The organism is Pseudomonas sp. BS3767, from assembly GCF_900099665.1.
GTDB lineage: Bacteria > Pseudomonadota > Gammaproteobacteria > Pseudomonadales > Pseudomonadaceae > Aquipseudomonas > Aquipseudomonas cerasi.
Map to the genome: position 1 here is coordinate 454,307 of NZ_FNCX01000005.1, position 23,714 is coordinate 478,020.

General features: G+C 61.5%; 11 protein-coding genes and 1 pseudogene. 7 read left to right on the plus strand and 5 right to left on the minus strand.

Annotated features, from left to right (window positions below; all coding sequences use genetic code 11):
* Window positions 1-2: 2 nt before the first annotated feature.
* Window positions 3-1,391, plus strand: coding sequence for an efflux transporter outer membrane subunit (locus BLR16_RS17600; RefSeq protein WP_074808631.1), 1,389 nt, complete (start codon window positions 3-5; stop codon window positions 1,389-1,391).
* 23 nt (window positions 1,392-1,414) lie between these two features.
* Here the strand turns inward: BLR16_RS17600 and BLR16_RS17605 are convergent.
* The 4 genes and pseudogenes from BLR16_RS17605 to BLR16_RS17620 form a co-directional block, all read right to left on the minus strand.
* Window positions 1,415-2,165, minus strand: a pseudogene (locus tag BLR16_RS17605) (SDR family oxidoreductase).
* A gap of 80 nt (window positions 2,166-2,245) precedes the next feature.
* A complete protein-coding gene (locus BLR16_RS17610) occupies window positions 2,246-3,865 on the minus strand; it encodes a GMC family oxidoreductase (RefSeq protein WP_003366627.1) in 1,620 nt (539 codons plus the stop codon).
* Between the two features lie 237 nt (window positions 3,866-4,102).
* A complete protein-coding gene (locus BLR16_RS17615; RefSeq protein WP_072364619.1) occupies window positions 4,103-5,053 on the minus strand; it encodes an AraC family transcriptional regulator in 951 nt (316 codons plus the stop codon).
* Between the two features lie 331 nt (window positions 5,054-5,384).
* Complete coding sequence (locus BLR16_RS17620) at window positions 5,385-7,019, minus strand: pyoverdine maturation tyrosinase PvdP (RefSeq protein WP_074808637.1); 1,635 nt, start codon at window positions 7,017-7,019, stop codon at window positions 5,385-5,387.
* A 182-nt stretch (window positions 7,020-7,201) separates the two neighbouring features.
* On the opposite strand from BLR16_RS17620, the gene pvdM reads away from it, so the two are divergent.
* From pvdM to BLR16_RS17650, 6 genes are all read left to right on the plus strand, one after another.
* Window positions 7,202-8,596, plus strand: coding sequence for a pyoverdine-tailoring dipeptidase-like protein PvdM (gene pvdM, locus BLR16_RS17625; protein ID WP_058415966.1), 1,395 nt, complete (start codon window positions 7,202-7,204; stop codon window positions 8,594-8,596).
* The gene (locus tag BLR16_RS17630; RefSeq protein ID WP_058415965.1) at window positions 8,589-9,869 is read left to right on the plus strand and encodes a pyoverdine-tailoring periplasmic protein PvdN; all 1,281 of its coding nucleotides are present in this window, start codon (window positions 8,589-8,591) and stop codon (window positions 9,867-9,869) included. The genes pvdM and BLR16_RS17630 overlap by 8 nt, the downstream gene beginning before the upstream one ends.
* 56 nt (window positions 9,870-9,925) lie before the next feature.
* Window positions 9,926-10,780: a dihydropyoverdine dehydrogenase gene (locus tag BLR16_RS17635; RefSeq protein ID WP_058415964.1), complete on the plus strand. Its 855-nt coding sequence runs from the start codon at window positions 9,926-9,928 to the stop codon at window positions 10,778-10,780.
* A 68-nt stretch (window positions 10,781-10,848) separates the two neighbouring features.
* Window positions 10,849-12,525 carry a cyclic peptide export ABC transporter gene (locus tag BLR16_RS17640; protein WP_058415963.1) on the plus strand — a complete coding sequence of 559 codons (1,677 nt, stop codon included), beginning with the start codon at window positions 10,849-10,851 and terminating at the stop codon, window positions 12,523-12,525.
* A 305-nt stretch (window positions 12,526-12,830) separates the two neighbouring features.
* A complete protein-coding gene (locus tag BLR16_RS17645; protein WP_003433158.1) occupies window positions 12,831-15,062 on the plus strand; it encodes a TonB-dependent siderophore receptor in 2,232 nt (743 codons plus the stop codon).
* 272 nt (window positions 15,063-15,334) lie between these two features.
* Complete coding sequence (locus BLR16_RS17650; RefSeq protein ID WP_054081914.1) at window positions 15,335-17,746, plus strand: TonB-dependent siderophore receptor; 2,412 nt, start codon at window positions 15,335-15,337, stop codon at window positions 17,744-17,746.
* Window positions 17,747-18,335: 589 nt separating this feature from the next.
* On the opposite strand, the gene BLR16_RS17655 is transcribed toward BLR16_RS17650, so the two are convergent.
* Window positions 18,336-23,714: non-ribosomal peptide synthetase (locus BLR16_RS17655; RefSeq protein ID WP_254777687.1), on the minus strand; the 5,379-nt coding region annotated here is incomplete at its 5' end.

Consider the following 23,714-nt stretch of genomic DNA (forward strand, 5'->3'; position numbering starts at 1 on the left):
CAATGAAGCCTAGCCTTTGCGTTTTGACTGCCTGCCTGTTGCTGAGCGCCTGCCAGACGCCTGCTCCGCCGCCGGACAGCGGCATCCAGCCACCGGCAAGCTGGGCGTTTGCCGCAAACGCCGCCGCACAGCGCAGTGATATCCGTTGGTGGCAGCAGTTCGGCAGCCCACAGCTGAATCGCCTGATCGAACAGGCCAGCCTTGACAGCCATGAAGTCGCTGCGGCGATGGCACGGGTTCGTCAGGCACAGGCAAGCGCCATTATCGGCGGCGCGCCCTTGCTCCCGGAACTGGCCTTTGACCTGCGCGGCGAACGTAACCGGTTCCTGCGCAACAGCGACCGCAAGGCCAACCCTTCCGACGACAACAACACCAACAACTTCACCAGCGACCTGACCGCCAGCTATGAGGTGGATTTCTGGGGCGGTATCGCAGCGGGACGCGACAGCGCACTCCAAGGGCTGCGCGCCAGCCAGTTCGATCAGGCGACCGTGGAGCTGACCCTGCTGGCCAACGTCGCCGATCGCTATGCGCAAACCCTGGCGGCGCGCGAGCAAGGGCGGATTGCCGAACTGAATCTGGCCAACGCCCAAGACGTACTGCGCCTGGTGCAAACCCGCTATGAATCGGGCTCAGCTACCGCCCTCGAGCTGGCGCAGCAAAAAAATCTGGTTGCGGCCCAGCAGCGTGAACTGCCCCGCGTTCAGCAAGTGGCCAACGAGCAGTTGATCACCCTGGCAGCCTTGCTCGGTCAGCCGGTGCAGAATCTGCACCTCGCGGATCAGCCCTTCGACACCCTGAGCTGGCCGGACATCGGCCCCGGCCTGCCCAGCGAACTGCTGACCCGCCGCCCTGATCTGGCCAAGGCCGAGGCTGACCTGGCGGCGGCACAGGCCAATGTCACCGTCGCCCGCGCCGCCATGCTGCCAAAACTGACCCTGAACGCCCGGCTCGGCACCGAAAACACCCGCGCCGAAGACTGGCTGCGCGCACCGTTCAGCAGCCTCGCTGCCGGGCTGATCGGACCGATCTTCAACAATGGCCGTCTGGCCGCCGAGCGCGACAAGGCCACAGCGCGTCAGGAAGAACTGCTGGAAACCTATCGCGGCGCGATCATCAACAGCTTCGCCGACGTGGAAAAAGCCCTGAACAGCATTCGCGGCCTGGATCAACAGCGCTACTGGCACGAAGAAGAACTCAAACAGGCGCAAACCGCCTTCCGCATCGCCCAAAGCCGCTACCAGGAAGGCGCCGAAGACCTGCTCACCGTACTGGAAACCCAGCGCACGCTGTACCTGGCGCAGGACGTAAGCGTGCAGTTGCGGCTGGCACGGGTGCAGGCGAGCATCGCGCTGTACAAAGCGCTGGGCGGTGGCTGGCAGGTGCGCTGAGCGGGCTTCAGGCCCGCTATTCCTCAAACTTGCGCTTTGCCCCCGTCTACACACATCTCGATACCCACAATGAAACTGCTGTCGTCGCAGGCAAGAAACAGCGCGGCCGCGGCCACTTCCTCAGGGCGGCCAAGACGGCCCAGTGGAATACCTCTGATCAGCGCTGCTTTCATTTGAGCGACGTGCTCTTGCGCAAGCCCTTCCAGGCCCATGATCGGCGTGTCGATCGGGCCCGGGCTCAGTGTATTGACGCGAATACCTCGACTTTGCAGCTCGGCTGTCCAGGTTCGGGCAAACGAGCGTATGGCTGCCTTTGTAGCGCTGTAAGTGCTGCAGCCCGAAACGCCCCTGTTGGCGGCAATGGACGAATTCAAGATGATCGAGCCGCCGTCGTGCATCAACACCAGTGCCTTTTGCACGCTGAACAACAGGCCTTTGACGTTGGTATCAAAAAACCTTGTCCTAGTGCGCCGCATCGACGCCATCGATGGATTGCATTTCCATAATGCCGGCGTTGGCGGAGAGCACGTCAATGCAGCCTTTCTCGCGCCTGACCACTGCGTAGAGTCGGTCCAGATCGTCAAGACTGGACACATAGCCTTGTACGGCTGTCACGTTACGACCTATACGTGCAACGGACTCGTCCAGCTCGGGCTGACGTCTACCCGTGATAAACACATAGTCGCCCTCTTCCACAAAACGCTGGGCGGTCGCAAGACCGATGCCGCTGCTGCCGCCGGTAATCATCGCAATTTTGCCTTGAAGCCTGCTCATGATGATGCTCTCGAAAAGGTGAAAGTCAGCGAGTACCCACCGGGCACTCGCTGCATGATCTACGGCATGGATCAAATTATTCAGGACTTGCCAGTGAGCAGACTGCCCAAGCGCTCCCCGATGATCACGCACGGGGCCATGGTGTTGCCGGTGGTTACTCGCGGCATGATCGAGGCGTCCGCGACCCTCAGATTGTCGATGCCATAGACGCGCAATTGCGCGTCCACCACCGATAACTCATCAATACCCATTCTGGCCGTACCGGACTGGTGCCAGACGGTCGATGCGGTGTTGCGCACGAACGACTCCAGATCCTTGCGGTTCATCTTTCCGGGCATCACCTCACGGCGTACAAACGGGCGCAGGGTCGAGCTGTTGCCGATCTCTCGGCAAAATTCGACTGCACGCACCAGCGCCTGCAGATCTTCGGGTTCGGCAAGCGCACCGCTGTCGATTCTCAGTGCGTCCCGGTGCCCGCCGCCAGACAACGTGATCGAGCCACGGCTTTTGGGCCGTACCAGCCCCGGCAACAAAGACCATGCGCTGGCCGGAGGGTTGAACGTCGCCTGCGCTTCAAACGAGGCAATGGGCATTTCAGCGAGAAAGGTCTGGATGTCGGGTACATCGAGCGCCGGATCACTCTTCCAGAAGAACGTCGATTCCCCGGCGTTGTTGCGCGCCGCATGAGCCTGTTCGTATTCCCAGATGCACCCCGAGACCATGATGTGGTCCTGATAATTCTGGCCGACACCCGGCAGATTCTCTAGCGGAGCGATACCATGCCGAACCAGTTGCTGCGCATCGCCGATTCCGGACAGCATCAACACCTTGGGTGTGTTGATGGCACCCAGTGACAGCACGACTTCCTCTCGTGCTCTGAAACTCATGATCCTGCCTTCATGAATGACCTCGACCCCGACCGCTCGCTTGCCTTCCAGCAACACGCGCAATACATGGGTGTGGGCCAGGACCGTCAGGTTGGGCTGCGCCATCAGCGGGTACACATAACTGCGAAAAATCGAACGGCGACGACCGTTTTCCAGACACATATTGACCAGTGCCGCGCCACCCGCGCCCTCCATCATCGCGCCGTTCTGGTCATCGAAAACAGGCATTCCGAGCTCCGCCACCGCTCCCAGCATGGCTGGTGCAATCGGGTTGGGATCAGGCGCAGGCTGCACGAAGACCAGACCGCCCGTGCCTCTGCGCAGTGCGTCTGGCGTACCCTGCCAGTTCTCGATACGTCGATAGGTGGCGAGTGTCGATTGATAATTCCAGGCCGGATCACCTGATTCGCTGGCAAAGTGGTCCCAGTCACTGCTGTGCCCGCGCGCCCAGACCATCACGTTGATCGAGGATCCACCGCCCAGCACCTTGCCCATCGACAAGGGAATGGCCCGGTTATTGAGGTGCGGGTTGGGTTGTGCCTGAAACTGCCAGTCGCGCTCGCTGCCCAGGTTGGTGAACCAGATACTGGCATCGGTAACACTGGGCACATCATCGGTGCCGCCTGCCTCCAGGAGCAGAACACTGACGTCGGGATTCTCTGCCAGACGCCGCGCAACGACCGACCCGGAGGTGCCGGAGCCACACACGATGTAATCGTAAGCGCCCTTCAGACTGGCTTTCAGTCGCCGCTGATTGTCTTCAACACGACGTGCAAAGTCTGCAGTGTCGGTTGCGCCGGTATAACTTTCCATAAGAGTGCCTTTGTAAAACTTCCATGAATTGACGGCGCAAAACTGCCGGGGCCAATCGCGAAAGATGAATAACGGTGGGCTGTGACCGATGCGTCAGCGCAGCAGCCATTGAGATGAATCAGTCACTGAATGACAGGATCGATTCTAGGGCGCAGACGGCGTATCACCGTTACCTGCAAGGCGCGTGAGGGATGTCCACAAGGCGCTTTCAACTGATAAGGCGAGAGCAGAAGTTGCTCAGTTGAAAGTAGCCCGAACATGCGAGGGGCAAATACCGAACTGTGCCCGGTAGGCGCGACTGAAATGCGCTGCCGTGGTGAAACCGCACTGCCAGGCAACGTCCTGAACACTTGGCCGAAGCGTGCGGGTCGAACTGAGCAATTGCTGTGCGTGTTGCAGGCGGATATTCCAGACATCACGCATCACCGTCGTCTCCTGACTCCGGAACAAGCGTTGCAAGTGCTTGACTGAAACATGCACGGCACCGGCAATGGCCGCGCAGTCGAGTTCGGTGTCATTCAAACGCGTGTAAATGTAACGTCTGGCGCGCAACAGCACGACATCAGTGCTGCGCGAAACTGCCTTGTCGCCGGGGCCGCCCAGCATGGCGTCAATCAGCTCCAGCAATTGTCTGCCCATCAACTCGCGTATGACCAAGCCAGGGGCCGCCTGTTGCTGCGCGATGCAGTGGATCAGGTCACGGGCTGCGCGTATGTCTGCCGACTCCATGTCGGCAACCATCAGCCCCGGCAACGAATGCCTCAGGCCCCGATCGCGCAAACTGGACTTGGGAATGCGCAATACGGTCATTTGCCCATGCTGGGTAAACGACTCCTGAAAGGATTGCCCGGGATCGATGAAGAACATGCTGCCAGCCATGAAGCGATGTTGCTTTCCGGCTTCGTCGATATCGACATACCCACCGGTCATAAGCTTCAGATAAAGCCATTCCCCCTGCCAGCAATCCTGTTCTTCTCCAACCGGGATCAATACCAGAGATTTCAGATCAGCCTGCGTGACACCAATAGCCCCCAGGCTCCAGCTTTGCGCTGTGGAGTTGCCTGACAGGGTTTTATCGAACTCACAGTAAAGCCCGTGATGCTTCAGCATGACCTCAGACCAGTTGCCACCGGCATCGGGGCCCAGATCAAAGTGAATGTTGTTCGCGTCAAAAATTCCGGGTGTCATGAAAGGTGTTCTCGAGGGCGCAAGCAAGGAAGGGATGAGAAACGGCCGAACATCCAGACAGCTTGCGACCTGGCGCCACCCTACGCCTTTTGTTCGAGAATCAGGGGGGCATTCATGAAATATCCGACAGAGCGGAGTGCGTCAGGCTCTGTACGAAAAGTCGGCGAGCGAAGGTCAGGCAAGGCAAAAACAGGCGAGGAACGGCCGGGGTCGCGTTCGACTCTACGTGTTGTAAATGAGCATTCCGATTGGACTCGCATCCGAGCCTGTTTTTAACGCAGCATCACCGAGCGCAGCCACTTTTCGTACAGAGCCTAGGAGCCAGCGCTGCTCAAAACCACCTCTCCGGCAGCAGATTCCGTGCATACCAGGGCCGGCGCGGCACGCGACGTAGCAGGTTGCTCAGTTTGTCATCGGCCGCGAAGGTGATGCGCAGCGCCAGCTTCATGACTTCCGGGTCCATTTCCATGGTCGTGCCTGCAGTCTGGCCGGGCACTGTGCTGCAACCGTGCGTTTCAGGCCCCAGCCACGGGTCGCTGACATTCACCCAGCGGCCTGGCGCAAACCACGGCACGCCGTTGACTTCCAGGCGCTTCACTTCGCCCGGATGAAAGCGCTCATGGGCGCGGAACCAGTCCTCAATGCGGTCGTCAATCCAGCCATGGAACATCCAGAACACCGGGTTCACGTGCGATGAAAACGGGTCGGCAAGAAAGTCGTTTTCCGGCTCGAACCAGCGCTCGGCAAAATCATCCGAACGACGTGCCATCGGCACCGGCTGCCCGTTGGCCGGGTCGCGGGCCACCGACGCCCAGCGCATGTGCAGCCAGTCGTGCAGTTCCAGTTCGACCTGCGAACCAAACTGGCCCAGGGTCAGCTTCGACAAAAAGCGCGGATCGCGATACTGCGATTCCCAGACCTGAAAATGCGTATGAAACGTCTCGTGGCTTTTGATATCGCTGACCAGCTGTGTGTATTCCTCGTCACCATGCGCCAGCCAGTTGGGCGGCAGCGAACAACCGTCGTGATTGTCGAAATAGCGGGCAAAGCCCAGGCGGTCGCGTTCCAGCTCAGGCTGCGGCAGCGGAAAACGCGGCCAGGACGGCAAGTCCTGAATCCTGCGTGCCTGGATCAGCATGTGCCGGTGCATATAAAAGAAGTCTTCACCCGAGCCGTTGCGGTCCTTGTGCGGGCCACGCGCATCGCGCTCATGGTCACGCGGTCCCGGCTGCCAGCCGATGCCGCGCAGGGCGTTACGCTTGTCTTCGGGCAATTTGTGCCACTTGTCTCGCGAGGCATGCCAGAGCTGATGGAACAGACGATGCTCCCTGGAAACCAGCCAGGCCAGAAACGGCGGACTCAGGCCCACCCTTTCCCGCGCTTCTGGAAACACCTGTTTGATCGCGATCAGACGGTTTTCCAGTTCCGGCAGAGCCAGCGGTCGGTCAAGACGTTCGATACGCCCGCTCAGGGTGCCGCTGCCGGCGTTACCGAACGCGCCCCAGACTTCATCGAGGGTCAGGCTGAATTCGTAATCCGGGTTGTCGCTGTGCGGATCATTGCCGGCATGGCCGTCCATGACCCGCAGGTAGAGTCTTGCGGCATTGGCCGGTTGCAGATCGCCAATCACCCGAAAGCGCGGCAGCGCATCGCCGCGCAATTGCCCGGCCGTGTCGATATAGCCGCGCAGGCCGCGACCACGCGGGGCGATGTCGAGAAACATTTCCAGGCCTTCGAGCGGCGCACCGCTCAGTCCGGCATCGCGCCCTTCGAAGCGCAGAGTCCACACACCGCGCAGCTTGTCGGCCAGGCGCTGGGTGGCGGTATCGGCAGGCCCCGCCGTCGCTTCGCCCGGCGTTTCCGGCAGGTCGACCCGGGTGAGTTCCCGATGCGCGTAATACGCTGCCGGAACTGCCGCACCGGTCAGCGCCAGACCCGCTATGAACCCTCGTCGAGAAATCGTCATTACCCTACCTGTTACAGCCCCGAGACAGCCGTTATCCAAGCTAGAACGTAAACCCGGCAGACAAATTTAGCGCTGCACACACATCCATGAGCCCGCGCTAAATTTCTCGGTGATCCGCTCGTTCTCCACCAGATAGCAACAGCCGTCGCAGGCTGCGCAACGGTTAACCACACGAGACGGAAATGACAAGACCGCGTTGGAAAAAAGCTCTCTTCATCGGCCTGCCACTGGCCCTGGCGATCAGTGCAGGTACGGGCTTTCTGGCCTGGAATTACTGGTCGCCAGCAGGCTACCCGGTCAAGGTCATGCAGCAGGCCGACGACCTGCAGGAGCGGATCATTTCCTTCGACAGCCACATCACCGTGCCGATGAAATTCGGCAGCGAGGGCAACGAAGCCGACAAGGACGGCTCGGGGCAGTTCGACCTGGTGAAAGCCGCACGCGGACGCCTGTCCGGTGCAGCGCTGACGGTATTCGGCTGGCCGGAGATCTGGAACGGCGACAACGCCCCGCATCGTCCGACACCCGGTTTCGTCGACGAAGCACGCCATCAGCAGGAAGTGCGCTACCGAATCATCAGCGGGCTGGTGCGCGATTTCCCCAATCAGGTCGGCATCGCCTACACCCCGGACGACATGCGCCGCCTGCACGGCGAAGGCAAGTTTGCGATCTTCATCAGCATGCTCAACGCCTACCCGCTGGGCAATGGCCTGAGCCTGCTGGACCACTGGGCCGCACGCGGCATGCGCATGTTCGGTTTCAGTTATGTCGGCAATAACAGCTGGGCCGATTCTTCACGCCCCCTGCCCTTTCTCAATGACACGCCCGACGCTCTGGGCGGCCTGTCGGAGATCGGCAGGCAGGCCGTGCAACGCCTCAATGACCTGGGTGTGATCATCGACGTGTCGCAGATGTCGAGCAAGGCGCTGCAACAGGTCAGCGAGCTGAGCCGCACGCCGATGGTCGCCTCGCACTCGGCGCCGCGTGCGCTGGTGGACATCCCGCGCAACCTCAGCGACGAGGAACTGCAGCTCATCAAGCGCAGCGGCGGCGTGGTGCAAATCGTGGCGTTCCCAGCCTATTTGAAGCCGCTGACCCAGAAAACCCAGAACAAGCTCAATGCGCTACGCAAGGACTTCGACCTGCCACCGCTGCCGAACCTGGCCATGGCGCTGATGCCCGGCGACCCGATCATCACCGTCTGGCCGGAGCAACGCTTCGGCGCCTATGCCAGCAAGCTGTACGCGATTCTCGAGGAGGAGCCCAAAGCAACGGTCAAGGATTTCGTCGACGCCATCGATTACACGGTCCGCAAAATCGGCATCGACCATGTCGGCATCAGCTCCGACTTCAACGATGGCGGTGGTGTGAAAGGCTTCAACGATGTCAGCGAAATCCGCAACGTGACGGCCGAACTGATCGAGCGCGGCTACGCCGAAGCGGATATCACCAAGCTCTGGGGCGGCAACTTTCTGCGCGTCTGGGAGCAGGTTCAGGCGGCTGCCCGTCCGGATGTGAAACACATGAATCTCTCAAACGCCGCTACCCGACCCTCAGGCGCAGACGCTCATGACTGATCGCAGAACCTTTCTCAAACAGGCCGGAGTGCTGGCCGCAGCCCTGCCACTGGGCTCCGGCCTGGCAACGGCGGCCATGACGCCAGCCATTCAGCCGGCCTCCACGGATAAATGGACGCGCCTGAAACAATTGTTCAATCAGGACCCGGACTACGTTCACCTCTCGAATTTTCTGGTCACTTCGCACCCCGCACCGGTTCGCCAGGCCATCGAACAGCATCGCGCGCATATCGACCGCAATCCCGGTCTGGCCATGGACTGGGACGTGGGAGAGACCGAGCGCCGCGAACACGAGGTTCGCGTCTGGGCGGGCAAGTACCTGAAGGCCCAACCCGGCCAGATCGCCCTGACCGGCAGCACCACTGAAGGCCTGGCGATCATCTACGGCGGTATTCATGTGCGCCCGGATCAGGAGATTCTGACCACCGAACACGAGCATTCCTGCGTCCGCGACATCCTGAAATTCCGCCAGCAGCGCGACGGCACGCAGGTTCGCAAGATTCGCCTGTTCAAGGACCCGGCTACCGTCTCGGTCGACGAAATCATCGGCTCCATCGCGCGCAGTATCCAGCCGAAGACGCGCGTGTTGGGCATGACCTGGGTGCAGTCCGGCAGCGGCGTGAAACTGCCCATCGGGGCCATCGGCGATCTGGTCGAGGAACACAACCGCAACCGTGACGACCAGGACCGCATCCTCTATGTGGTCGACGGCGTGCATGGCTTTGGCGTCGAGAACCTCGACTTCCCGGAGATGAAGTGCGACTTCTATGTCGCCGGCACCCACAAGTGGCTGTTCGGTCCACGCGGTACCGGCATCGTCTGCGCCCGCTCGGAACAGGTCAAGGACCTCACGCCGCTGATCCCGACGTTCTCGGAAGCCACCGGTTTCAGCACGATCATGACGCCCGGCGGCTACCACTCGTTCGAACACCGCTGGGCGTTGAACGAGGCCTTCAAACTGCACCTGCAACTGGGCAAGGCCGATGTGCAGGCACGTATTCACCAGCTCAACAGTGACCTCAAGCAGCGCCTCAAGGCCCAGCCCAATGTCGAGCTGGTGACGCCCATGGATCCTGCGCTGTCGGCGGGCTTCAGCTTCTTCCGGCTCAAGGGCCAATCGTGCGACGACGTGGCGGCCTGGCTGATGAAGCAGCGCATGGTCGTTGACGCGGTGAGTCGCGACGTCGGCCCGGTGGTGCGCACCGCGCCAGGGCTGCTGAACAGCGAAGCCGAAATCGATCGCTTCATGACGCTGCTCGCCCGACGCGCCTGACACGCCTGACACGCCTGCACCGTTCACCTGTTTTCCGTTTTCCATCGAGACCCGTCATGAAAAAAACATTGCTGCCCCTGTCCGCCCTGCTCGGCCTGTTGCTATGCGGTACCACCCTCGCCGCCACGCCCGCGCCCGGAAAAGTGTTCAAGGACTGCAAGGACTGCCCGGAAATGGTCGTGCTGCCTGCGGGCACCTTCACCATGGGTGCGCCCGAAGAGGAACTGGGTCGTCAGCCGGACGAAGGCCCGCTGCACGACGTGACCTTCGCCAAACCCTTCGCCATCAGCCGTTTTCAGGTGCTGAGCGGCGAGTGGAATGCCTATATCAAGAGCTCCGGCTACACGATGCCGGATGGCGATACCCGGCCAGGCCGCGAGTGCAAGGCCGGCAAGCCGCGCTACCCGCTGAGCCCGCGTCAGCCTGCAGTGTGCATGGACTGGAACGAAGCCAAGGCGTATGTCGAATGGCTGTCGAAAAAGACCGGCAAGTCCTACCACATGGTCAGCGAAGCCCAGCGAGAATACGCGGCACGCGGCGGCAGCAAGGGTTCGTTCCCGTTTCCGATGGACGAAGGCAAGCCCTACAGCATCGCCAAACATGCCAACACTTACGGCCCGGAAGACGGCTTCAGCTACACGGCACCCGCTGGCAGTTACAGCCCCAATGATTTCGGCATCTACGACGCCCACGGCAATGTCTACGAATGGACTGCCGATTGCGAGACCAGCAACTACAACGGCGCGCCCACCGATGGCAGCGCATGGCTGGCCGGTGATTGCACCTGGAAGATGATTCGCGGCAATGACTGGACCGAAGCGCCGATCTTCTCGCGCTCCGGCAACCGCAACAGCCGCCAGCCGGATGTACGGGGTGACTGGCTGGGTTTCCGGGTCGCCCGCGACCTTTGACCGATTTCATGCGCACCCTCGGCCGGCGATAGCCCACGCCGCACTCACGGACAATGACGAGACACACCATGACCCGCACAACTGAAAGCCTCGCCCGGGAAACCCTGAGAATCCTCAAGCCATTCTGGTGGCTGGTGGCGCTATCGACCGTGCTGGGGATTGTCAGCGGCCTGAGCGTCACCGGGCTGCTGGCCACCATCAACAACGCGATGAACATGCCCGGCGGGCCGGACACGCAGACCGCGCTGCTGTTCGCCGGATTGTGTGTGCTGACCCTGGCGTGCTCGACCCTGTCCAACCTGTCGACCAATTACGTCGGCCAGCGGGTCGTCGCCAACCTGCGCCGCGAGCTGGCAGCCAAGGTGCTGGTCGCGCCCATCGAGCAGCTGGAACGCTATCGCGCGCACCGCCTGATCCCGGTGCTGCTCAACGACGTCAACACCATCAGCACCTTTGCCCTGTCGGTCGCGCCGATGGTGATTTCGTTTACCGTCACCCTCGGCTGCCTGACCTATCTGGCCGTGCTGTCCTGGCAGATTCTGGCGCTGACGGCGCTCACCGTGGTGCTCGGCACCGGCGCGCAATACCTGGCGCATGCGTTTGGCATGCGCAGCATTCTGGCCGCGCGCAACAGCGAAGACGAATTGCAGAAGCACTACCAGGCGCTGTCCGCAGGCGCCAAGGAACTGCGCATCCAGCGCAAGCGTCGTCAGCACATGCTCGACGAGAAGATTCATGGGGCCACCGAACACATCTGCCGCTCGAACATTCGCGCTGCCAATATCTTCGTCAGCGCGGAAACCTTCGGCTCGATGCTGTTCTTCGCGGTGATCGGCATGGCCATCGCCTTTCAGGCGCTCTGGCCGACGACCGAAAAGACCGTACTGGGCGGCTTCGTGCTGGTGATGCTGTACATGAAAGGCCCGCTGGAGCGCCTGATCACTGCCCTGCCCGGCATCAGCCGTGCGCAGATCGCCATGCGCCGCATTGCCGAGCTGTCATGGAAATTCTCCAGCCCCGAACCGCACCTGCTGGTCAGTGACAGCCCGACGTCGCTGCCCAGCATGCACACGCTGGAGCTGCACAACCTGCGCTATGACTACCCGCCCGTCGAGGGCAGCGACGCCTTCCACCTCGGCCCGGTCGACCTGAGCATCAAACAGGGCGACATCGTGTTCATCGTCGGCGAGAACGGTTGTGGCAAGACCACGCTGATCAAGCTGCTGCTGGGCCTGTACACCCCGCAACAGGGTGAGATCCGCCTCAATGGCCAGCCCGTCAGCGCGGAAAACCTGGATGACTACCGCCAGCTGTTCACCACGATTTTCGCCGACTACTACCTGTTCGACGAGCCGTTGCAGGGGCAGGCCGCGCTGCCGCAGGACGCGGGCAAATACCTGGAGCGCCTGGACATCGCGCACAAGGTCAGGATCGAGAACGGTGCCTTCACCACCACCGATCTGTCGACCGGTCAGCGCAAGCGCCTGGCGCTGATCAATGCGTGGCTGGACGAGCGGCAGGTGCTGGTGTTCGACGAGTGGGCCGCCGATCAGGACCCGGCGTTCCGTCGCGTGTTCTACACCGAACTGCTGCCGGAACTGAAGCAGCAGGGCAAGACCATCATCGTGATCTCCCATGACGACCGCTATTTCTACGTCGCCGACCAGTTGGTGCGGATGCAGGCCGGGCAGATTCAGGTCGAACAGGTTCGCAACGAAACCCGCGATAAAACCATTACGGCGTGATTCACTCGCACCTGAAACGCCCCGCCCGGCCCGTCCGCGAGCGGGGCTTTTTTTGCCTGGCCGCTCCGCGCCACCCTCAATTGCTAGCCAAGCGCCATCTTTTTTCGTGGATTGTGAAAAAAACATTAAATAAACGTTATTCGCTTTCGTTCTCATTAACAGCGAATTGCGCGCCCAGCCATCTCTCGCGCAACGCCCCATAAAAAAGTGGCTCACGCCTGCCCGGTCGACGGCTGGACCCGACTGCGCAGGCCTGAACGACGCTCCCAATCTCCTTGCCGATACTCACTGGAAAGAGCCAATTCATGCACAACCCGTCACGACTCACCCCGCTCAGCAAAGCGTTGATGCTCAGTCAGATGTTCCGCTCCCGGCCATCCATGGCGGCCATGGGTCTTGCGCTGTGCATGCCGGTCGCCGGTCAGGCACAGGAAACCGTCGCAGACGATTCGAACACCACAAGCACCGTCAATCTGGCCCCGACTGCAATCGACTCGCATTACCTGGGCACCACCACCGACGGCACCGGTTCCTACACCACCGGCGCAGTGAGTATCGGCAAGGGTGCACCGCAATCGCTGCGCGAAACACCGCAATCGGTGAGCGTGGTGACTCGGCAAGTCATGGATGACAACAACCTCACCAGCCTCAGCGACGTGCTGGAAGACACCCCGGGTATCACTTTCCAGTACCGCAACTTCGGCGGTCACGTGTACACCTCGCGTGGCTTCTCGCTGCTGGCGGAAAGCTTCCTGGTCGACGGCATTGGCGGTCAGGGCTATCAGATCACCGGCTGGATGCAGCCGGACATGGCCATCTACGACCGTGTGGAAGTGCTGCGCGGCGCGTCAGGGCTGTTGGTCGGTGCCGGGCAGCCCGGCGGCGCGGTCAATCTGGTGCGCAAACGCCCGACTGCCGATAACAAATTCTCGATCACCACCCGCGCCGGTTCCTGGGACCAGTACCGGGTCGACCTGGATGGCAGCGGCAAGCTCAACGATTCGGGCACCCTGCGCGGGCGCATGGTCGCGGCCTACGATGACAGCGGCTCCTATCTGGATGGTCGCGACAGCCGCACGCCGCTGCTGTACGGCATCGTCGAAGCCGACCTGAGCGACGACACCACCCTGACCATGAGCCTGCGACGTCAGGAACAGGTCATCAACGGCTACTCGATCTATGGCCTGCCGCGCTACAGCAACGGCCAGTCGCTGGGCCTGTCGCGCTCGACCAACCTGGCGCAGAAGTGGAATCGCCATGAAAGCGACATGACCGAGGTGTTCACCGAAGTCGCGCATCGCTTCAATGAGGACTGGACCAGCCGGACCTCGCTGACCTATTCCCAGGGTGGCTTCGATCAGAACATTGCCTACGCACGGGGCGCAGTGAATCCCGTGACGCTGGCGGGCTCCAACTTTCAGGGCACGCTGTTTCGCAAGGACGAGGTCGACAGCGTCGGTCTGAACAGCCAGCTGGAAGGCAACTTCAACGCGTTCGGCCTCGAACATCAGGTGACCCTGGGTGCCGACTGGTCGAAGCAGAACGCCAACACGCATCAGGCGACCGTGACCAGGCGCACCGCCGTCAACGTCTTCGATGTCGATCAGAGCGCTTTCGCCAAACCAGCCCGTCCAGCCTGGCAAACCGACATCGACACCACCGAAGAACGCGCGGGCCTGTACGCCAACACGCGTATTCACCTGAGCGAACCGTTGAGCGTGGTGCTTGGCACGCGCCTCAGCTGGTATGACTACAAGTACGACGTCAAAACCGGTGCGGCAAACAGTTACGAATCCAAGCAGACTCAGGAATTCACGCCGTTCGCGGGCGTCATCTATGACATCAACGACAGTTGGTCGTGGTACGCCAGTTATGCCGACATCTTCACGCCACAGGCCAACTACGTCTCCGCTGGCGGCTCGCCACTGGACCCGGCCATCGGCTCCAACTACGAAACCGGCTTCAAGGGTGAGCTATTCGACAAGCGCATGAACCTGTCGATGGCGCTGTTCTACATCAAGCAGAAAGATGTGGCCGCCGTTGATGTGAACACCACTGAACTGTGCCCTACCAGCTCCGACGGCTCCTGCTACCTGCAGGATGGCATCAGCCGCAGCAAGGGCGTCGATGTCGAGGCCAGCGGTGAAGTGTTACCGGGGCTGCAAGTGTTCGGCGGTTACACCTACAACATGCTGCGCAACAACGGTGATTCGGATGTGGCTTACGAAACGCCGAAACACATGCTGCGCCTCAACACCAGCTACAACCTGCCGGGTGCCTGGAACCGCCTGACCCTGGGCGCCGGTGTGTCGGCGGATTCGGGTTACGAAGTGCCGTCCAACAAAGAGCTTGGCGTGGCCGGTCGGGCCATCTGGGATGCCAGGGCGTCGTGGAAACTGGACGAAAACTGGAAGGTGTCACTCAACGCCGAAAACCTGTTCGACCGCAAGTACTACACCACCTCGATCGCCACCGATCGCTCCAACGTCTATGGCGAACCGCGCAGCTACGTCCTGACCTTGCGGGGAGACTTCTGATCTAAGTAAACGATAGGCGTGATTCTAGCGCCTACGCTCTGCATTCAGCGTTATATACAAGCCCGCTTTTGATTCTGGCCGAAGGCCGTGGGAGCGAACTTGTTCGCGAAGACTGTAGTTCAGACGATGCATTTTTGGACAACATACTGGCCCATGAGCGTTCGAGCGAGCGGAACGCTGGGGGCCGGGACACTCCGCAAACATCTGCATACCACCAACTCCACCGCAAATGCATTATCCTTCGCCATTGATCTCAACGAGCCATCCCTCCCATGCAAACATCCTCCAGCCGTCTGCGCACAGGCCGCGTGAAAACGCTCGGCCTGCGTCTGGGCAGTGTGGGGCTGGTGCTGGCGTTGAGTGTCCAGGGACAGGCTCTGGCGGAGGAGTTCGAGTTCGATATCCCGGCCCAGACACTGAGCAGTGCCCTGAAGGAATTGGGCCGCCAGTGCGATCTGCAAATCCTCTACAACCCCGACGACCTGAACGGCAAGCTCAGCAGCCCGGTGCACGGCAGGCTGACGCCCGAACAGGCCGTCGCCGACCTGCTGAAAAAGGCCAACGTAGCGCACAGTCTTGAAGACAACACCCTGACCCTTGGCGCTGCTGCCTCCGCACAAACCATGAGCCTCGGGCCGGTGGCGATCAAGGGCGATTCGTTCGGCATCACCACCGAGGGCAGCGGCGCGTATTCGGCCACCGGCGTGAGCATCAACAAGACCGCTCAGTCGCTGCGCGAAACGCCGCAGTCGGTCACCGTCATGACCCGCCAGGTGATGGACGACAAAAACCTCACCGGCCTCGACGAGGTGATGGCACAAACGCCCGGCATCACCTTTTCCCAACGCAATTTCGGCTCTCATGTCTTCAGTTCGCGAGGCTTTGCGCTGGAGGACGAGAGTTACATCATCGATGGCGTGGCTGGTCAGGGTTACAGCGTGACCGGCTGGATGACCCCGGACATGGAAATCTACGACCGCGTCGAAGTGCTGCGCGGCGCGGCCGGTCTGCTGATTGGCGCAGGCAACCCCGGTGGCGCGGTCAATCTGGTCCGCAAGCGCCCGACCGCCCTGCCGCAGTTCTCGATTACCACCCGCGCAGGCAGTTGGGACAACTACCGGGTCGACCTGGATGGCAGCAGCAAACTCAACGATTCCGGCAGCATCCGCGGGCGTTTTGTAACGTCCTATGAAGACCGCGGCTATTTCACCGATGGTCTGCAGAAAACCGCGCCGTTGTTCTACGGCATCCTGGAAACCGACCTGAGCGAAGACACCACCCTGACCCTGGGCGTGCGCCATCAGAACGCCGACACCCAAGGCTTTTCGATCTTCGGTCTGCCCCGCTACAGCAACGGCAAGGCCATCGACCTGCCGCGCTCGACGTCGCTGGCCCAGGACTGGAACCGCCACCAGACCCGCACTGACGAAGTGTTCAGCGAGCTGGAAACCCGCTTTGACGAAAACTGGAGCGGCACACTGTCGGCAACCCGCTCCGAGGGTGCTTTCGATCAGAAGGTGGCCTACGCACAGGGCGCCATCGACCCGGCGACGCAGAGCGGTTCCCGACTGGTCAGAACCCTGTTTCGCTCGGACGATATCCATAGCGATGGCATCGACGCGCACCTGGACGGCCGGTTCGACGCCTTTGGCCTGAGTCACCAGTTGACCGTCGGCGGTAATGGGTCCGAACAGAAACGCGAGTCGCGCTATGCCACGGTCAACGCCAATCAGCCGCTGGCTATCTTCAACCCCGACCACGACGCGATTGCCGAACCTGTGCGCCCGGCCTGGCGCCGTACCGACTACAGCGATAAACGTTATGGCCTCTACAGCAACCTGCGTCTGAGCCTGACGGAATCGTTGAGCCTGGTGATGGGCGGCCGGGTCAGCAGCTATGACTATCAGACTACATCCGCAGGCGTAACCCGTCGCGCGCAGGAGGACAACCAGGTCACGCCGTTTGCGGGGGTCATCTACGACCTCAACCGGGACTGGTCGTGGTACGCCAGTTACACGGATATTTTCCTGCCGCAAAGCGCCTATCGAACGGCATCAGGCACGCTGCTTGATCCGGCCATCGGCGCCAGCCACGAAACCGGAATCAAGGGCGAACTGTTCGACAAACGTCTGAACGTGTCACTGGCGCTGTTTTATGTGAAGCAGAAGGACGTAGCCGTCGAGGATGACGCTAACGCCGGCCAGTGCCTGAGTAATGATGCCTATGGGACCTGCTACCTGAACGGTGATATCCGGCGCAGCAAGGGCGTCGACATGGAAATCAGTGGCGAGCCGTTACCGGGATTGCAGACCCTCGCCGGGTACACGTTCAACATCACCCGCGGCAGTGACGGACAGTCCATTTCAGCAGAAACACCCCGGCATATGCTGCGCCTGACCAGCAGCTACACCCTGCCCGGCGCCTGGCGTCGGTTGAGCGTCGGCGGCGGGGTTTCGGCGCAGAGCGGCTACTCGGAACACCAGTCGACCCAGCCCATCGATAACGCTGGCCGGGCCATCTGGGATGCCCGGGTCGCGTGGAAAATCGACGAACACTGGTCGGTGGCGCTCAACGGCAACAACCTGCTGGATCGCAAATACTACAAGGCCACCGGCGACATCGACCGCGGTAACTATTACGGCGACCCGCGCAACTACGTCCTGACCCTGCGCGGTGACTTTTAAGCGACGCTTGCCCCTCGCGATCAACAGCGGACACCTGTCGTTCCTCTTACTCCAGCCCGGACACCTATCGTTCCTCACGCTCCGCGTGGGAATGCCGTGCGTGAAGCTCTGCGTCACAATCGATACCGCGCTACGCACTCAAGAGAGGACGCAGAGCGTCCAGAAAGGCATGCCCACGCTGGAGCATGGGCACGATGGTGCTCTTCAAAACGCGTCTCATCCCTCACACTCAAGCCCTGACCCTATCGTCCCGTACGCGCCAGCCAAGACACCCATCGCTCCTCGCACTCCATCCCGGACACCTATCGTTCCTCACGCTCCGCGTGGGAATGCCGTGCGTGAAGCTCTGCGTCACAATCGATACCGCGCTACGCACTCAAGAGAGGACGCAGAGCGTCCAGAAAGGCATGCCCACGCTGGAGCATGGGCACGATGGTGCTCTTCAAAACGCGTCTCATCCCTCACACTCAAGCCCTGACCCTATCGTCCCGTACGCGCCAGCCAAGACACCCATCGCTCCTCGCACTCCATCCCGGACACCTATCGTTCCTCACGCTCCGCGTGGGAATGCCGTTCGTGACGCTCTGCGTCACACCAACCGCTCGGCAAGCCCCTGCAGAAATGCTTCAGCGATCACCAGGTTGTCGTGTCGTTGATCGATCGTCGTCGAGCTGCGCAGTCCGTTGACCGAGCACTGTTCCAGCAGCACTGCTTCAGCCTTGGCAATCTGCCCCGGTTTGCGGCTTTGCCCTGCCCACCAGCAATCGGCCTTTACATTGAGAGTCTTCAAGGTAAACGCCTGGCTGAGTTTCGCGTTGGCTTCCAGCAATGTGTAACCGGTTTCGATTTCGTCCTGCACCGCAATGTCCTGGAACATGCTGCGCAGGTTGTCGACGTTCATTGCGTGTTGCAGCGCGATCTGCTCGATCACTCGATCAATCACTTCACTCTCCCCGGTCACCGACTGCCGGGCCGTTTCGATCAGGTCGACAATGGTCTGCTCCTTTAAGCCCGGTACAAAGGCCTGCAGGCTCTTGATCAGGCCGCGGTAGTAGTTTTCGCCCTGCTGCTGCGTGGTGACGTGCGGGTCCTCCTCGACCCATTCCATACCAGCCGATGTCGGTAGCTGGGTGTCGACCAGCCCGAGAAAGCTCACCACCTCGCCAGCGCGCTCCAGTACATGCGCGACCTCAATGGCCAGCGCGCCACCCATCGACCAACCCAGCAGGTTGTAAGGCCCGTGTGGCTGGGTCGTGCGGATCAGCTCGACGTAGTAATCAACCATGTCCGGCCACGACGTATCGAACCAGCCCGGCACCACATAGGCCTTGTTGACCAACCCGTAAACCCGTCGGCTGTCGCCCAATTTGCCCGCCAGCGGGTAATACGAATACGTGCCACCACCGCCTGGCGGCAGGCAGAACAGTGGCGCATGCGTCGAGCCATTGGCGTTCATGGCGATGACCGCCGATTTGACCCTGGCTTCATCGGCACGCATGAAATCAGCCAGCTCGCCCAGGGTCTGCAGCAACAGCAAGTCATGCAGCTTGATGGAGATATCGAACGTCTCGCGAATCCTGCCCGCCAGTGAAACCGCCAGCAGCGAGTGCCCGCCCAAGGCAAAAAAGTTGTCGTTGAGCCCGACCCGTTCGACGTGCAACACCTGCTCCCACAACTCAGCAAGACGCTGCTCGAATGCAGTGCGCGGCGCCACGTAACCCTGCTGTGAGCGGGCCACGTCCGGCTTCGGCAGTGCTCTGCGATCCAGCTTGCCATTGGCGGTCAGTGGCATCGAATCGATAAATACGAAGTAGCCCGGCACCATGTAATCCGGCACATGAGCCTTGAGATGAACCTGCAGACGCTCGCGCAGAACGTCCGGCGCCTCAGCGGCATCGGTCGGCACCACATAAGCGACCAATTGCTTGCCGGACGCCCCATCGATGTCGATCACCGTGGCTTCGCGCACGGCGGCATGCTCATGCAGACGCGCTTCGATTTCGCCCAGTTCGATGCGCAAGCCGCGAATCTTCACCTGATGGTCAATACGCCCGACGTAGTCGATAACGCCCGCGTCGCGATAACGCGCCAGATCGCCAGTGCGGTACAACCTGCCGCCGCCCTGCTCGTCGAACGGGTCCGGCACGAAGCGCTCAGCCGTCAGTGCTGCACGGTTGTGATAACCCCGCGCCAGACCGACGCCCCCCAGGTACAACTCCGCCGCCACGCCCTGTGCAGCAGGCAGGAGGCCGTCGTCGAGAATATGGGTTTTCAGGTTGTCGATCGGCTGCCCGATCGGCACGCTGAGGATATCGTCGGTGCTACAAGTCCAGTGGGTCACGTCGATGGCCGCTTCGGTCGGGCCATACAGGTTGTACAAACCGGCCTGCGGCAAACGCTTGAGCACCTGAGCGGCCAGTTCGGCAGGCAGTGCTTCGCCGCTGCATACCACTCGGCGCAGCGTGTTACAGCTTTCCACCTGGGGATGAGTCATGAACGCCTGCAGCATCGACGGCACGAAATGCAGCGTCGTGACCTGATGCTCGCGGATGGTCTGCACCAGCCGCTCGGGGTCGCGGTGATCACCCGGCAGCGCCATGGCCAGACGTGCGCCGGTCATCAGCGGCCAGAAGAATTCCCAGACCGATACGTCGAAACTGAACGGTGTCTTCTGCAAAACGGTATCGCTGCCATCAATTTTGTAAGCTTTCTGCATCCAGTGCAGACGGTTGACCAGCGCACGATGACTGTTGCCCGCGCCCTTGGGCTTGCCGGTCGAACCCGAGGTGTAAATTACGTAAGCCAGGTTCAATGGATGGCTGAGGTTGACCGGGTTGGCGGTGCTGTAACCCTCCAGCCAGTTGCCGTCCTGATCCAGACACAGGCTCTGCACCTGAGGCGGAACCGGCAAACGTTCCAATAGCGCCGTCTGGGTCAACAGCAAACCGATGTCGCTGTCCTGCATCATGTAGGCCAGACGATCCTCGGGGTAGTCCGGGTCCAGCGGCACGTAGGCGCCACCGGCCTTGATGATCGCCAGCAGACCGATCACCAGTTCCAGGCTGCGCTCGACGCAGATGCCCACCAATACGTCCGGGCCAACGCCCGACTCACGCAGGCGATGCGCAAGCTGATTGGCGCGGGCGTTGAGCTGTACGTAGCTCAGTTGTTCAGTGGCGAAAACCAGCGCCGGTGCGTCCGGCGTGGCGCGCACCTGGGCTTCGATCAGGCTGTGCAGGCAGGCTTCGTTGGGGAAGTCTGCAGCTGTGGCGTTCCACTCGCGCAGAACATGCTGCTGCTCACGGTCGCTCAACAGCGCCAGTTCGCCAAGCGCCGTCTGTGCGTCATGCGTCAGCGCCTGCAGGACCTGCTGGAAATGCGCCGCCAACTGCGCCATGTGTTGCTCGCTGAACGCCTCGCGGGCGTAGCTGAAGCGCAGCGACAGGGTTTCGCCGAGATTGACCACCAGGGTCAGCGGATAATGCGTTTGCTCCTGCGTACGCAGGCCGCCGAACACCAGCCCCGGCGGCGCAGCCTGTTGCAGGGCTTCGGACACCGGGTAGTTTTCGAACACCAGAATGGTGTCGAACAGTGCCTCGCCAGCGCTGCGGGCCAAACGCTGAATCTCGTACAGCGGCGTGTGTTCATGCTCGCGCAAGGCGATGTTCTGCGCCTGGACCTGTTGCACCCACTCCGCTACCCGTTGCTCGGCACGCGGGCTGGCGATCACCGGCAGGGTATTGATGAACAGCCCGAGCTGCTCCTCGACACCCGGCAGATCAGCCGGACGCCCGGCCACGGTTGCGCCGAAGGTGACGCTGGACTGCCCCGTATAGCGTTGCAGCACCAGCAGCCAGGCCGATTGCACCAGCGTATTGAGGGTCACGCGCTGCTCACGGGCAAACTCGCTCAGTTGACGGGTATTCTCGGCGTCGATCAAGTGCAGGTAATCACCGTGCCCCTGGCCGTTCTCAGGCGCCTTGAAGGCCTGAACCAGCCGCGTGGGCTCATCGAGTCTGGCGAGTTGATCGGTCCAGAAACGCTCGCTGAGCCCGGCATCCTGGCGCTGCAACCATTCGATGTAATCGCGATAGCGGCTGACCTGCCTCGGCTGTGTCTGGCCGCTATAGCGTTGCAGCACTTCACCGAGCAGGCGCGAGCTGCTCCAGCCATCCATGAGGATGTGATGGCTGGTGTAAATCAGCTGATGGCTCCGCTCGCCGGTGCGCAATACGGCCAGGCGCAGCAACGGCCCGTGGGCCAGCTCGAAACCCTGCTGGCGGTCGGCATCGGCCCATTGGTCGATCCAGCCGGACGACTGCGTCCGGGCATCCAGCTCGACAAAAGGCATGCGCACATCACGCAAGACCACTTGCAGCGCTGGCTGCAGATGGCTGATGAAAGCACTGCGCAGCACCTCATGGGCATCCAGCGTGGCCTGCCAGGCGGCGCGGAAACGCGGCACGTCCAGGCCGCTGACCTCAATGCGCATCTGATTGATGTAATTGCCCGCCTCCTGCTCGAACAAGGTGTGGAACAGCATGCCCTGCTGCATCGGTGCCAGCGGGTAGAGGTCTTCAATCTGCCCGGCAGGTATCGGCAAACGGTTTAACTGCGACTGACTGAGGCACGCCAGCGGGAAGTCCGACGGGGTCACCCCCGCCACGCCTTCGGTGGTGCAATGGGCAATCAGCTGTTGCAATTCGGCGGTGTACTCATCGGCCAGGCGCTGCATGGTGTCGCGCTCGAACACCGCGCCACTGAAGGTCCAGCTCAGCCGCAGCTCACCGGCATAGACCTGACCGTTGATGCTGATCGGCGCAGCCAGCGGCGCAGCGGCACTCTGTGAGGCACCGCTGCTGTCGGCGGAGGGTGTGAAAAGTGCCTGCGGTGCGTCGAAGCTGCCGTCGAACTGCCCCAGGTAATTGAACACGATGCTGCCCAGCGGCAAGGCTTGCAGGGTCTGCCGCGCCGATTCGCGGCCCAGGTAACGCAACGCGCCGTAACCGATGCCCTTGTCGGGCACTGCGCGCAGTTGCTCTTTGATGGTCATGATCGAATCGGCCAGCGAGGCCTGTGGGGTGAGCCTGACCGGGTACACATTGCTGAACCAACCCACCGTGCGGCTCAGGTCCAGTGCGTCGAACAGGTCTTCGCGACCATGGCCTTCGAGACGAATCAGTGCATGCGGTTGCGCGGTCCAGCGACTGATAACCCGCGCCAGCGCGGTCAGCAGCAGGTCATTGATCTGCGTGCGGTACGCCGCCGGGGCGTCTTGCAGCAGTTGCCGGGTCAGCTCGCCATTGAGTTGCGTGACCACCGACAGCGCGTGCTGCTGTTGCTGGCCGCCATGCGGATGATCAAACGGCAAGGCGTCGCTGACGTCCTGCAATTGCGCCTGCCAGTAGCCCAACTCCTGCTCCAGCGCCGGGCTTTGCGCGTAGGCCTGCAAGTGCTCGGCCCAGCTTTTCAGCGAACTGGTTTTCGCCGGCAGCAGCGCTGGCTGACCTGCTGCCAGGGCGATGTAAGCCTGTTGCAGGTCTTCCAGCAACACCCGCCATGACACACCGTCCACCAGCAGATGATGAATCACCAGCAGCAGGCGCTGTTCGCCTTGTGGCAGGTCGATCAGCACGGCACGCAGCAGCGGCCCGTTTTTCAGGTCCAGGCTACGTTGCGCTTCATCGGCCAGCTCAGACAAACGCTCGATGCTGTCCAGCTCATGGGTCCAGAGCAGCTCACGAGTGTTCAGCGCGCCGAAGGTGGCCAGCCATTGGCCGTCCTGTTGAGAGAAACCCAAACGCAACGCGTCGTGCTGTTCGACCAACGCCGTCAATGCCGACTGAAGACAAGAGGCCTCCAGCGTTTGCAGAGGCTTGAGCATCAGCGCCTGATTCCAGTGCTGACGCTCGGGGATGTCCAGCTCGAAGAAACGCGCCTGAATCGGCAGCAACGGCAACGAACCGCT

What these genes read in the sequence shown, in the direction of transcription:
- BLR16_RS17615 (WP_072364619.1), bottom strand. Translation starts at nt 5,053, where the DNA reads ATGACACCCGGAATTTTTGACGCGAACAACATTCACTTTGATCTGGGC.
- BLR16_RS17610 (WP_003366627.1), bottom strand. Translation starts at nt 3,865, where the DNA reads ATGGAAAGTTATACCGGCGCAACCGACACTGCAGACTTTGCACGTCGT.
- BLR16_RS17645 (WP_003433158.1), top strand. Translation starts at nt 12,831, where the DNA reads ATGCACAACCCGTCACGACTCACCCCGCTCAGCAAAGCGTTGATGCTC.
- BLR16_RS17620 (WP_074808637.1), bottom strand. Translation starts at nt 7,019, where the DNA reads ATGACGATTTCTCGACGAGGGTTCATAGCGGGTCTGGCGCTGACCGGT.
- BLR16_RS17635 (WP_058415964.1), top strand. Translation starts at nt 9,926, where the DNA reads ATGAAAAAAACATTGCTGCCCCTGTCCGCCCTGCTCGGCCTGTTGCTA.
- BLR16_RS17630 (WP_058415965.1), top strand. Translation starts at nt 8,589, where the DNA reads ATGACTGATCGCAGAACCTTTCTCAAACAGGCCGGAGTGCTGGCCGCA.
- pvdM (WP_058415966.1), top strand. Translation starts at nt 7,202, where the DNA reads ATGACAAGACCGCGTTGGAAAAAAGCTCTCTTCATCGGCCTGCCACTG.
- BLR16_RS17640 (WP_058415963.1), top strand. Translation starts at nt 10,849, where the DNA reads ATGACCCGCACAACTGAAAGCCTCGCCCGGGAAACCCTGAGAATCCTC.
- BLR16_RS17600 (WP_074808631.1), top strand. Translation starts at nt 3, where the DNA reads ATGAAGCCTAGCCTTTGCGTTTTGACTGCCTGCCTGTTGCTGAGCGCC.
- BLR16_RS17650 (WP_054081914.1), top strand. Translation starts at nt 15,335, where the DNA reads ATGCAAACATCCTCCAGCCGTCTGCGCACAGGCCGCGTGAAAACGCTC.